10 protein-coding genes and 1 other annotated feature are annotated in these 12,365 nt (G+C 37.4%); of the genes, 3 read left to right on the top strand and 7 right to left on the bottom strand.

Annotated elements, in window-relative coordinates; translation table 11 throughout:
• Nucleotides 1–144: 144 nt before the first annotated feature.
• Nucleotides 145–1,059, bottom strand: coding sequence for an SPOR domain-containing protein (locus QGM71_RS00845; protein WP_327605613.1), 915 nt, complete (start codon nt 1,057–1,059; stop codon nt 145–147).
• 125 nt (nt 1,060–1,184) lie between these two features.
• Nucleotides 1,185–2,465 carry a bifunctional folylpolyglutamate synthase/dihydrofolate synthase gene (locus QGM71_RS00840; RefSeq protein ID WP_327605612.1) on the bottom strand — a complete coding sequence of 427 codons (1,281 nt, stop codon included), beginning with the start codon at nt 2,463–2,465 and terminating at the stop codon, nt 1,185–1,187.
• A gap of 61 nt (nt 2,466–2,526) precedes the next feature.
• Here QGM71_RS00840 and QGM71_RS00835 point away from each other — a divergent pair, with 61 nt between their 5' ends.
• Both QGM71_RS00835 and QGM71_RS00830 read left to right on the top strand, forming a co-directional pair.
• Entirely contained in the window at nt 2,527–3,417 is an 891-nt protein-coding gene (locus QGM71_RS00835) for an ATP-grasp domain-containing protein (protein ID WP_327605611.1), read from the top strand.
• 13 nt (nt 3,418–3,430) lie between these two features.
• Nucleotides 3,431–4,303 (top strand): ATP-grasp domain-containing protein, encoded by an 873-nt coding sequence (locus QGM71_RS00830; RefSeq protein ID WP_327605610.1) that lies wholly within the window; start codon nt 3,431–3,433, stop codon nt 4,301–4,303.
• A gap of 23 nt (nt 4,304–4,326) precedes the next feature.
• On the opposite strand, the gene QGM71_RS00825 is transcribed toward QGM71_RS00830, so the two are convergent.
• Nucleotides 4,327–6,975, bottom strand: a complete 2,649-nt coding sequence (locus QGM71_RS00825; protein WP_327605609.1) for a valine--tRNA ligase — start codon at nt 6,973–6,975, stop codon at nt 4,327–4,329.
• A 48-nt stretch (nt 6,976–7,023) separates the two neighbouring features.
• Nucleotides 7,024–7,266, bottom strand: a binding site (T-box leader).
• Between the two features lie 155 nt (nt 7,267–7,421).
• Between QGM71_RS00825 and QGM71_RS00820 the strand changes: the two genes are divergently transcribed.
• Entirely contained in the window at nt 7,422–7,610 is a 189-nt protein-coding gene (locus QGM71_RS00820) for a hypothetical protein (protein WP_327605608.1), read from the top strand.
• On the opposite strand, the gene QGM71_RS00815 is transcribed toward QGM71_RS00820, so the two are convergent.
• The 4 genes from QGM71_RS00815 to hemB form a co-directional block, all read right to left on the bottom strand.
• Nucleotides 7,607–8,620, bottom strand: a complete 1,014-nt coding sequence (locus tag QGM71_RS00815; protein WP_327605607.1) for a phosphotransferase — start codon at nt 8,618–8,620, stop codon at nt 7,607–7,609. The genes QGM71_RS00820 and QGM71_RS00815 overlap by 4 nt on opposite strands.
• Before the next feature lie 243 nt (nt 8,621–8,863).
• Nucleotides 8,864–9,919, bottom strand: a complete 1,056-nt coding sequence (gene spoVID, locus QGM71_RS00810; RefSeq protein ID WP_327605606.1) for a stage VI sporulation protein D — start codon at nt 9,917–9,919, stop codon at nt 8,864–8,866.
• A 137-nt stretch (nt 9,920–10,056) separates the two neighbouring features.
• Nucleotides 10,057–11,346 (bottom strand): glutamate-1-semialdehyde 2,1-aminomutase, encoded by a 1,290-nt coding sequence (hemL, locus tag QGM71_RS00805; protein ID WP_327605605.1) that lies wholly within the window; start codon nt 11,344–11,346, stop codon nt 10,057–10,059.
• A gap of 36 nt (nt 11,347–11,382) precedes the next feature.
• Nucleotides 11,383–12,363 carry a porphobilinogen synthase gene (gene hemB, locus QGM71_RS00800; protein WP_327605604.1) on the bottom strand — a complete coding sequence of 327 codons (981 nt, stop codon included), beginning with the start codon at nt 12,361–12,363 and terminating at the stop codon, nt 11,383–11,385.
• Nucleotides 12,364–12,365 lie beyond the last annotated feature (2 nt).

Genomic DNA, 12,365 nt, shown 5'->3' with positions numbered 1-12,365 from the left:
TATTTTTAGAAGAATATCATCTCAATATTATAAAAAGGAAGCACAGGAAATGCTCTTTTCAGCACAAAACCTGCTTACAAAACAGAAAAACAGGTGATTGAACCACCTGTTTTACAATTATTAGACAATACTTATATGTTCCATTTAAAAAACATACTCATACTGCTTCCATAATTCTAATAGTATATTTTGTGTTTCGACTTTATCAGACTCATCCATTTCTTTCTGCAGACGAATAATTTCTTGTGAAATAGTAGAGAGCTTCTCTGACGCTTCCGGATAGGCTGTTATCAGGTCCTTCCATTCATTACCTGAAAGGACAGTTTGCTCGTTTAATGAATTGAAATACATGTACCAGTGCTCATGAAAATCATGGAGCCAAGCATGTTCGGTATTAGTAAGTTCTATTTCAGAGCCATTCGTCTTCCATTCTTTAATAAACGTCTCAAAACCGTCTTTCTCAAGATCAGCTGCTAATTGCATTGCCTGCTCCTTAGAATTGGTTAGACCAACTAATAGAAAATACTGATTATCTCTTTCCCAAATTACCCCAGGTAGACCAGCCCTGTAATAGTCTGATGCCCACTCATTTGCATTTGATTCTTCTGAGAAAACGCCCGCCTGTAAAACAAAGGCACTTATCGATTCATGATTTTCTGATATCGTTTCTGACACAGCTTCATTCTCATCATTTGTATTTTCCTCTTCTGTATCCATAATAGGTGTAATTGTTTCTCCGGTTGCAGGACTGTCCTCTCCCATCGTTACAAACATACGTAACATAATGACTCCTAGAATGGTTCCAATTATAATTGCTGAAAGTACAGCAAAAATAACCGGTTTTAGGAAGGTATATTTTTGTTGTTTATTTGAATTTTCCTTATACTTATTTGTATTTGGCCTGGAAAACGTAGGTATTTGACCATTTTCAGATTCCTGTAGTGAGGCAGCCAGCTCTCTTTTTACTTCATGAGACTCCTTGGAAGTGTCATTGTCATTTATATTAAGTTTGGTTTGTCGACCATTCTCCCATATAATAATAGTCTTTTTTTTATCCACCTTTTCCCCTCACTTTGCTAGATTAGTTTTGTTATACTCTAGCATAGGGAGTATAAAAAGTAAGACGAAAAATGTCACGAATCCCAAAAAAATTTCTACATAAATCACTGTATTATGCAATAAGTTTACTCCTTGTTAATAAAATAGGTTCTGACAAATGCAATAAAATGCAGTGAACCAGTAATAAAGTATATTGCATCTTTTTTGTGGGTGAGTGGAAGAACTTCTTTCCAGTCATGTAAACAGGATTTATTGCCCGAGGCAGTCATATTATATAGTTCCTCTGCTGACGCTGCTCTCGGATGATTAAAAGTAGTTAATGCTATTGATGAAAAATGCTTGCTTAACTGTTCAAGCATTGCAGCTGTATCTTTATCTTTAAACGCAGCAAACAAGAGATGTCTCTCCTTATTACTGTAATTAGTTAATACTGTCTCTATAAAAGATTGAATTCCTGCTGGATTATGTGCTCCATCCAAAATTACTAGAGGTTCATGCTGAATGATCTCAAATCTGCCAGGTACTTGAATATTTTTAAATGCTTCGATACACCGTTCCATGTCTATGGTATAACCGATTTCTTTTAGTTTAACTAATGACATGTATGCCATTGAGGCATTCTTCACCTGGTGTTCCCCGTACATTCGTATAGCAATATCTATCTTAGTGTCCCTACTATTTTTCCATACAAATCTTTGCAAGTTATCAGCAGAGGCCTTGACTTCATATATAAAATCCTGACCCATCTGGTGCAGGCTGACCTGTTTTTCTCTGGCTTCCTGAATAACTACTTCTCTTGCTTCATTAGCCATATCCCCTACAATTGCAGGGGTATCCTGCTTTATTATTCCAGCTTTATGATAAGCTATTTCACGTAATGTATCGCCAAGAAAAGAAGTATGATCCTTCTCTACATTTGTTATAATGGACATAATTGGAGAAATGCAGTTGGTAGTATCTTCTCTGCCACCCATACCTGCTTCAATTAGTATAATATCAACATGCTTCGTAAAATACATAAATGCCATGGCAGTAATTATTTCAAACTCTGTAGGAGACATCCCTTCTCTGTCTAAATGCAGAATTATAGAATGTATTTCATTAAGTATATCAACGAAAGATTCTTCTGATATGGAAGTGTTATCTTTAAAGATATGACCAGTCAGACCATCAAGACTTGGCGATGTAAAGACACCTACACGATAGCCATTGATCTGGAGTGCCTTCTTAATAAACTCTATCGTTGAACCTTTTCCATTCGTTCCCGCTATATGGAGTGCGGGGGTCGATTGTTGAGGATTTCCCAAAGAGTGAAGTAAATACTCCATACGATCTAAACCTGGCTGAATTCCTAAGAATTTCCTGCTTTCAAAGAATAGTTTAACCTGCTGGAAATTTTCGAACATTGGTACACCACTTTCTTTAAATAGGTATTAATTATAAGTATAGCAGAAAGGATATCATCAAATGAATCTACATGGTTGGATTATATATAACGGTAATTTACCGGGGAATAAGTTCCTTGACTTTGCTCAATGGATACAAGCAGCCGCTACCAGAAAAAACAGTACAACAACTATTTATAAAAACAATGAATTGCTCTCTTATTTAGGTATTGGACAACTTGAAGTGTTGCGACAAGACAAAAATAAGTTGCCTGATTATGTTGTTTTCGCTGACAAGGATATCTATTTGGCTAAGCAATTGGAATACCTTGGAGTCCCTGTTTTTAATAGTGCAGAAGCAATCGATATCAGTGATGACAAAATTGCCACCTATCAACGTTTAGCTGTTAAAAACCTGCCAATCCCCAGAACAATTATAGCGCCGAAAATATTCGTTTCTGGACAGTTGGATAAAACGACTGTGCAATTGGCAATGGAGTCATTAGGTTTTCCGATGATTATAAAGGAATCATTTGGATCGTTCGGCGAACAAGTATATTTAATATATACGGAAGAAGAGTTATACAAAATGGTTGAGTCACTACAGGGAAAAGCATTTATGTTTCAGGAATTTATTTCTTCAAGCTATGGAAATGACTTACGCCTGCAGGTTGTAGGTGACGAAGTTGTGGCTGCTATGAAACGAAGTGCTTCAGACGACTTCCGTGCAAACGTAACTGCAGGTGGAACAATGACTGCCTATAAGCCAACTCAACAAGAAGAGAAGCTGGCAATTGCTGCCACTCAAGCAATCGGTGCAGACTTTGCAGGAATTGATCTATTATTCGGCCCGAATAATTCCCCTATTGTATGTGAAATTAACTCCAATGCCCATATTCGTAATATGTTTGACTGTACGAATATCAATGTCGCAGATTATATTATTGGTTATATTCTTAACAGGTTGAATTAGGGGTGAGCAGCGGATGATGAAACATGGTTGGTTAATATACAGCAGAACAGATATTAAACAAAATAAATCCTATATTAATTGGTTTATTGAAGAAGCAAATTCGCAAAACCTATCTCTCGAACTTATTGTCAGGGATGAACTGACTATAGGCATTATAAATAATAAACGGTCAATTTATCTAAAAAATAAAAAAATCAAACCTCCGGATTATGCAATAATTCGTACGATCGAACCTTTGTTGAATCTGCATTTGGAAGCTTGTGGAATCAGGGTTTTTAATAATTCATATATAGCACGCATTTGTAATGATAAAGCGTTAACCCACCATTATATGCTAGACTTTGATATTCCTATGGTTAATACCGTTTTCTTCAAGAAACATACAATGCCGTTAACTTCTCCTCTCTCCTACCCTTGTATCATAAAAGAAACAACGGGAAAAGGCGGAATGCAGGTCTATTATATTAAGGACAAGCACAATTGGCAGAATCAGATGGAGAGTTTGTCTACAAGCGATTTTATCGTTCAGTCCTGTGATGTACAACTTGGAAAAGATATTCGGGTTTTTGTTGTAGGGAAGGAAATTATTGGTGCCGTTATGCGCTACAGCACCAGTGACTTTAGAGCCAATTATAAACTCGGTGGGTCTGTAAGTTTGTATAATCTCACTAAACAAGATGCGGATATGATAGAAAAGATTATTTCTCATTTCGACTTTGGAATGGTTGGTATCGATTTTCTAATTGGCAAGAATGGGGAACTTCTTTTTAATGAAATAGAAGATGTAGTAGGTTCACGCACATTGAGTGTTGTCAGTAACTTAAACATTTTACAAACGTATGTTACACATATAAAGTCAGAATTGAGAAAACGGGATATCAACTAAACAGTTGATATCCCGTTTCACTGTTATCCTTTTAATTCATTTAAACGTACTTTCACTTTAGATTGTTTTTCTCGGTAGTCCTGCTCTTTTTGCTTCTCCTCTTCTACAACTTCTTGAGGGGCTTTTTTAATAAATCCTTCGTTTGCTAATTTATTTTGTACACGCTCAACCTCTTTTGTCCACTTCGCCAATTCTTTTTCCAGCCGTTCTATTTCTTTATCAAAATCAATCAATCCTTCAAGTGGCAGGAATAATTCAGACCCGGTAATTACTGCAGACATGGCTTTATCCGGAACATCAATCTTAGTAGAGATAGTCAACTCGCTTGTATTACAGAATCTTTCTAAATAAATTCGATTGCTCTCAAGCTCACTTACAATAGTTTCATTTTCAGCTTGTATTAGAAGCTTAATTTGCTTGGACATCGGTGTATCAACTTCTGCACGTATATTACGAACAGATTTAATAATCGAAACGAGACGTTTCATTTCATCAGCTGCTTGATCATCATGGAAATCCTTACGTACCTCTGGCCATTCAGCTACTGTAATTGATTCTCCTTTATGAGGAAGTTGCTGCCATATCTCCTCCGTGATAAATGGCATGTATGGATGGAGCATACGCATCGTCTGATCTAGTACATGGGCCAGCACGGATTTTGTTGTTCTCTTCTTTGCTTCATCCTCACCGTATAGTGGGAGCTTAGCCATTTCGATATACCAATCGCATAATTCATCCCAAATGAAGTTATACAAGTGGCGACCTGCTTCTCCAAACTCATATTTGTTTGTATTTCTTGTTACATGCTCAATGGTTTCATTTAAGCGAGTCAATATCCATTTATCTGCTAACGATTTTTCACCCGAAAGATCGATGTCTTCATACGTGAAATCTTCCATATTCATTAATGAAAAACGCGATGCATTCCATACCTTATTAGCAAAATTCCAAGTCGACTCCACCTTTTCCCAATGAAAACGAAGATCCTGCCCAGGAGTTGAGCCTGTTAATAGGAAATAGCGTAGTGAATCTGCTCCGTATTCCTCTATAACATCCATTGGATCCACACCATTACCAAGTGATTTACTCATTTTACGTCCTTGGGCATCACGGATTAATCCGTGAATCAGAACATCTTTAAATGGTTTTTCACCAGTGAATTTCTTTGATTGAAAAATCATTCGTGCTACCCAGAAGAAAATAATATCATAGCCTGTTACCAATACATCTGTTGGAAAATGGCGTTTGAAGTCTTCTGAGTTCTCATCTGGCCAGCCCATTGTTGAAAAAGGCCAAAGCGCCGATGAAAACCATGTGTCCAGTACATCTTCATCCTGCTTCCAGTTTTCTATATCTTCTGGTGCCTCTTTTCCTACATAAATTTCATTTGTCTCTCTATGATACCATGCTGGAATACGGTGTCCCCACCAGAGCTGTCGTGATATACACCAGTCACGAATGTTTTCCATCCATCGCAAATATGTGTTCTCAAAACGCTGTGGAACAAAGTTAACTTTGTCATCACTTTGTTGCAGTTCTATTGCCTCGTCAGCTAACGGCTGCATATTTACAAACCATTGTGTTGATAAATATGGTTCAACTACGGCGCCACTGCGTTCTGAGTGACCAACCTGGTGAGTGTGATCCTCTATTTTAAACAATACATCAAGCTCTTGAAGGTCCTTAACAATCTTCTTACGACAGTCAAAGCGATCAAGATCTTTATATTTGCCTGCATTTTCATTCATGGTGCCATCTTCATTCATTACTAATACACGTTCTAAGTTATGACGATTACCAATTTCAAAATCATTCGGGTCATGGGCTGGCGTGATCTTAACTGCACCTGACCCTAACTCCATATCCACATAGTCATCAGCAACAATTTCTATCTCCCGGCCAACAATTGGTAATATTACTGTTTTACCAATTAGATCTTTATAACGCTCATCTTTCGGGTGAACAGCAATAGCAGTATCGCCAAGCATTGTCTCTGGCCGCGTTGTTGCAATTTCAATTGTTTCATTACTGCCTTTTAACGGATAACGCATATGATAGAACTTTCCCTGAACTTCTTCGTAAATTACTTCAATGTCGGAAAGTGCTGTCTTGGTTTTTGGATCCCAGTTAATTATATATTCTCCGCGATATATCAGATCCATCTCATACAACTTAACAAAAACCTCTCTAACAGCCTCCGATAAACCATCATCTAACGTGAATCTTTCACGGGAATAATCAAGGCCGAGACCAAGTTTTTCCCACTGGGAACGGATAAAATCTGCATATTCCTCTTTCCAGTCCCACGCTGTTTCTAAAAACTTTTCACGACCTAGATCATAGCGGTTTTTACCTTGATCTTTTAACTTTCCTTCTACTTTTGCTTGTGTAGCGATACCAGCATGATCCATACCAGGGAGCCATAATACATCATACCCCTGCATCCGTTTCATACGTGATATAGTATCCTGCATTGTCGTATCCCAAGCATGACCTAAGTGTAATCTACCGGTTACATTCGGTGGTGGAATCACAATGGTATACGGTTCTTTTTCAGGTTCCCCTGTTGCTTCAAAGTATTTTCCCTTTAACCAAAATTGATATCGATCTTTTTCAACTGCCTGCGGGTTATATTTTGGTGGCAGTGATGGTTGTTGATTTTTATTTTCCATACTTGTTCCTCCTTTTTAATTCCAAACAAAAAACCCTATTCATCCAAAATAAAGGACGAAAAGGGTTAGCTTCCGTGGTACCACCTTTGTTTACAAGCTCAATAAATAAACCTGTACACTCAACTAATTTGATAACGGTCTGCTCAACCGGCCTTCTTCTACTGGTAGAATACGTTCAAAGACGCTGCTTCAAGGGTGACCTTCCAAAATAACCGTTCCTGGGAAACTCTCAGCTCACGTTTCCCTCTCTTTAGGTGTTTATTTCGTACTCTTCCCTATCATCGCATTTATTGTACATAATTGAATTGCTTTAATACCTATATTTTATAGTTAACGCAAACTAACGTCAACTATTATTACAGGTATTGCACAAAACAACCGTCTATATACATATTATATAAGATAAAGGCATAACAAGTGAGGAATTCATAAAAAGGGGTGATTATATGGCTCGTTATTATCGTTATAGACTGCCACCATGGGCAAGAAACTGTATCATTGTTGTGGAGAAAGTTACTTTACCTATATTGATCTTTCAATTAATTCGTACTTTATTTTTTCCAACAAGCCTGGATGTTTTTTTATTAGGTTTACTGGTTGGTCTGTTTATTGCTTTTCATCAGGGTTGGATTTAACTCTCAAGATCTTCTAATGATATCGTCTCATGTTCAGTCTCAACATAATTTGACCATTGAAGTCCAAATCGTATTTTCCTGTATGCATGCTGCAGCTTTATGATTTGGTTAATCATCGTTTCTTCAGAGCTTTTTTTACTATAGTCTTGAACAATCCTGAGGTAGTCTATTGGATTCAATAAATGGATGGATAGCAGATAGAGTTCATTATTCGATAACTCATTTTCGTCATAGTATTTCTCAAACAATTCAATGATTTCGTTTGCAGGAAAGTCAAAATTGGCTGCCTCGCAATTAAAGAAGCCAGCGAGATCTGTGACAGCATGACCATAAGATGCTTTTTCCCAATTAATTATATAAAAAGTCTCAGCATTTATAAGATGAGAAAATTTTAAATCACCATGGCATAAACTATAATTCCATGCTGTTTCTTCCTCTTGCCCGTCAACAAATTGATCAATTCGCTTAATTGATTCTCGTAAGGCCAACTCAAGATCTCGAAAGTGTGTGCAAACCAGCAGTTCGATTGGAGACATATATCTGGTTCGTTCAAACAAATCGACAAACTCGAGTAATTTATTCTGTGATGCCAGACAGAATGATTTATAAGTATGGAAATCACTGATCATTTGGTTAGTTGAAATAGATTTAGTTCGTTTAGTTTCGGCATGAATTCTCCCAATTGTTTGATAAAAATTCACAATTGGTTGTTTAGTTGAGTGTGATTGTTCTGCATTTATCCAAGGAGTTAAATAAAAGATGCCTTGTTCTGTTTCTTCGTATATTTCCCCTCTTTGCGTTAAGTAAACCGGTACAATTGAAGTGATATTATGATTGTTAGCCTGCTGGTATACGCTATGGAAATGATACTTATTCTGCATGGACAGAGAACTTTTTTTTAAGGCATATGTAATATTTCCATCACTCACTTTGTAAAGTTTACCTGTTATTTTTTCAACATCTATAGGGTAAATGGCATAAGAACGTAACACATTATTAACTACATTCATCTTTTACCTCACCACCTAAAATGAACTGCCTCCGAGTACCCAAAAATACAAACCGTGTGGCGACATATGCTGATCATGCCCCCACACGGACGATTCAATAATACACAAGTAGTTGCTTGCATAAAACTGCTGGTGTGACTATAGTGTTTACGAAGCAATTTAAATTACAGCCAAAAACTCACATGGTTATTAAGGGAATTACTGCTAATTCTTTCTGCAGTTATCGCTGGAAATCACATATCTTCACCTTTTTTTAGTTGGTATATATAGCAGTTGCCCTTCAGATACATTATATTCCTCATCATCCAATCGGTTTTGTTTTATCAACTGCAATGTTGTTATTTTATAACGCTCAGCTATTGATTCAATCGTATCTTTCTCCTGTACAATACAAAGTCTCATTTTTGTATATTGTTCTTCAGTAGAACTTCTGAACATATCAGATAAATAACTTACATCTTCCACCTTTTCTTTTTCTGAACGACTTTCCATACTTTCGTAGTCATCAGATTCATAATGTGCTTCTGAAGAAATAGCAGAGCTTTCATCCGATTCCGGTGAATACGCTTCCTCGTTTGATGACTCCTTGCCAAAGAATTCTGCAAATGTTTTACTTTCTTTGTATTTCCAACGATCCTTTTCTTTCATTTCTTTATTGGTTTCTGTGTTGGTTTCTGTGTTGATTTCTGTATTGCTTTCTGCAGGTAATGAAGGTATATTTGTTGTGTTACTAATCTGGGGATCATTGATCGATTCGGCTTCTTCTTTCCGCTTAATCTCGAATTGAAAACTTTCCTCCGGTATATTTTGAGGACTGTTTTCTTCTTGTTCCTGGTCTTCCTCTTTATTGTCATTTTCTGCATAATTATTAATACCGTGAATTTCAATTGTGGAGTACAATCTCAGTTGACTTTGATCAGGTACTTCATAATCAAATGACTCAATATAAACAGTCACATCGTCTATATCAGCTACGCGATATGTTGGAACAGAAATTTCCACAGGGAAGCGGTGGGAAAAGGAAGCGATGCCATCCTCCTTATCTACAACTCGTTCTACATAACGTTTTGAATGATAGTCCTCAAATTCCAGTGTATCCTCTTCCACCTCAGAAGATAATATTCGTTGGTAGGACCCTTGCAACTCGATTACACCTCTTATAGAAATGTACTCATTAAAGGATTGTATAGATATTTCAGGGTCCAGTGAAATCTCTTTCATTTCTGCAACTTCCTGTCCCTTTTCAAAGTAAAGCGCCTCGTTTAACTCAAAACTAAATACCTGTCGATCATTTGACACATGATTCCCTCCCTTCAACATACATTCCATATGCTTATATGTCTTAATTATCTATATGAACAGCTTTTTGCGGTTATGCTTTAAATAACATAAAAAAAGCTATTCCACTAAGAGAATAGCCCAATAAACACAATTATTTATTTTTTAATTTTAGCAAATGCATTATTCACTGCCTGTATTGTCTTTTCCACATCTTCATCCGTATGAGCGGTTGATAAGAACAATCCCTCAAACTGTGAAGGTGGCAAGAAGACGCCTTCTTCCATCATTGCACGGTAATACTGCGCAAAGTAATCCAGATTGGATTTTTGGGCAGTTTCGTAATTAATAACTGCTTCGTCTGTGAAGAATACACCGACCATTGACCCTGCACGGTTTATCTGTAACGGGATTTCAAAATCAATTGCTGCTTGCTCAAAACCTTCAATTAATTTGTCCACCTTCTTATTTATTTCTTTATAGGATGATTCATCGAGTGCACTTAACGTCTCAATCCCTGCAGTCATTGCAAGTGGATTTCCTGATAAGGTGCCTGCTTGATAAATAGACCCTGTTGGAGCAATCTTTTCCATAATCTCACGCTTACCACCATAGGCTCCCACCGGTAAGCCACCACCGATAACTTTTCCTAAACAAGTTAAATCAGGTGTTATTCCAAAATGTCCTTGAGCACAATTATAACCAACACGAAACCCTGTCATTACTTCGTCAAATATAAGTACTGTACCATTTTTTTCCGTAATCGTTCTAAGTTCTTGTAAAAAATTATTATGAGGTGGAACCACACCCATATTTCCCGAAACTGGTTCTACAATAACAGCAGCTAAATCATCACCATATGTTTCAAATGCGTAACGGACGCTCTCCACATCGTTGTATGGGACTGTGATTGTATTTTTAGCAATTGACTCAGGAACACCAGGACTATCTGGCAATCCAAGTGTTGCGACACCTGAACCTGCTTTAATCAACAGTGAGTCACCGTGACCGTGATAGTTTCCTTCGAATTTTAAAATTTTATCCCTTCCCGTATAACCACGGGCTAAACGCAACGCGCTCATTGTTGCTTCAGTTCCTGAATTCACCATCCGTACCATTTCGATGGAAGGCACACGATCAATTACCAGTTTTGCTAGCGTATTTTCCAGAACTGTAGGAGCACCAAAGCTAGTGCCTTTTGCAGCGACTTCTTGGAGTTTAGCAACAACCCGCTCATCTGCATGCCCCAAAATCAGAGGTCCCCAACTAAGTACATAATCAATATATTCATTACCATCAATATCAGTTATTTTCGATCCTTTTCCCTGCTCCATGAAAACAGGAGACATACCTACCGATTTAAAAGCACGGACAGGGGAGTTAACTCCACCAGGCATTAAATCGACAGCCTCTTTGTAAGCATCTATTGAGTTCGTAAAACTTTTCACAATTAATCACCCTATCTGCATATTTTTATTCTTCTACTAATCATTCAACCATTTAGCTGCATCTTTTGCAAAATATGTGATAATTAAATCTGCTCCTGCTCGTTTCATAGAGGTTAGCATTTCCATCACTAATGCCTGTTCATCGATCCAACCGTTTAACGCTGCTGCTTTTACCATGGCATATTCACCACTTACATTGTATGCAACCACAGGAGCATTAAAGTTATTTTTCACATCGCGCACTATATCAAGATAAGATAATGCAGGCTTAACAATTAGAAAGTCTGCACCTTCTTCAATATCTGATGCTGCTTCACGCATTGCTTCTTTTCGATTTGCAGAATCCATTTGATATGTTTTGCGATCGCCAAATTGTGGGGTACTGTCTGCTGCATCCCTGAATGGACCATAAAAAGCGGATGCGTATTTAACCGCGTAGGACATGATCGGAATATTTTCAAAGCCTGCATCATCTAAAGCTTGACGAATAACAGCAACAAAGCCGTCCATCATATTAGACGGTGCGATAATATCTGCACCTGCCTCAGCTTGCGCTACTGCAGTTTTAGCTAATAGTTTAAGTGACTCATCATTATCCACATCCTGATTGTAAATGACTCCACAGTGCCCATGTGATGTGTATTCACATAAACACGTATCGGCCACAACGAGCATTTTCGGAAATTCCTTTTTGATTAATTTTGTTGCCAGTTGAACAATTCCACTTTCATGAAACGCCCCTGTACCTTGTTCATCTTTTTCACTTGGTACACCAAAAAGCATCATAGCTTTAATACCTAAAGCATGTATCTCCTCTACTTCCTCTTTTAAGCGATCAAGAGAAACTTGAAACACTCCAGGCATGGAGGATACTTCATTTTTAATAGCTGTTCCCTCTATAATAAAAATTGGATATATAAAATCGTCTGTTCGCAAAAAGTTTTCCCGAATTAGGGAACGCATAGAATCTGAAGAGCGTAATCTGCGATGACGTTTAAATTCTAGTTTTTCTGGCATTA

This window comes from Virgibacillus tibetensis, from assembly GCF_036026595.1.
GTDB lineage: Bacteria > Bacillota > Bacilli > Bacillales > Amphibacillaceae > Virgibacillus_P > Virgibacillus_P tibetensis.
Note: the sequence above shows the minus strand (reverse complement) of the source record. Positions and strands in the feature narration are given on the sequence as shown.

Bases quoted from the DNA above. Each gene is read 5' to 3' on its own strand.
- QGM71_RS00840 (WP_327605612.1), bottom strand. From the start codon at position 2,465: ATGTTCGAAAATTTCCAGCAGGTTAAACTATTCTTTGAAAGCAGGAAA.
- QGM71_RS00835 (WP_327605611.1), top strand. From the start codon at position 2,527: ATGAATCTACATGGTTGGATTATATATAACGGTAATTTACCGGGGAAT.
- QGM71_RS00830 (WP_327605610.1), top strand. From the start codon at position 3,431: ATGATGAAACATGGTTGGTTAATATACAGCAGAACAGATATTAAACAA.
- QGM71_RS00825 (WP_327605609.1), bottom strand. From the start codon at position 6,975: ATGGAAAATAAAAATCAACAACCATCACTGCCACCAAAATATAACCCG.
- QGM71_RS00820 (WP_327605608.1), top strand. From the start codon at position 7,422: ATGGCTCGTTATTATCGTTATAGACTGCCACCATGGGCAAGAAACTGT.
- QGM71_RS00815 (WP_327605607.1), bottom strand. From the start codon at position 8,620: ATGAATGTAGTTAATAATGTGTTACGTTCTTATGCCATTTACCCTATA.
- hemB (WP_327605604.1), bottom strand. From the start codon at position 12,363: ATGCCAGAAAAACTAGAATTTAAACGTCATCGCAGATTACGCTCTTCA.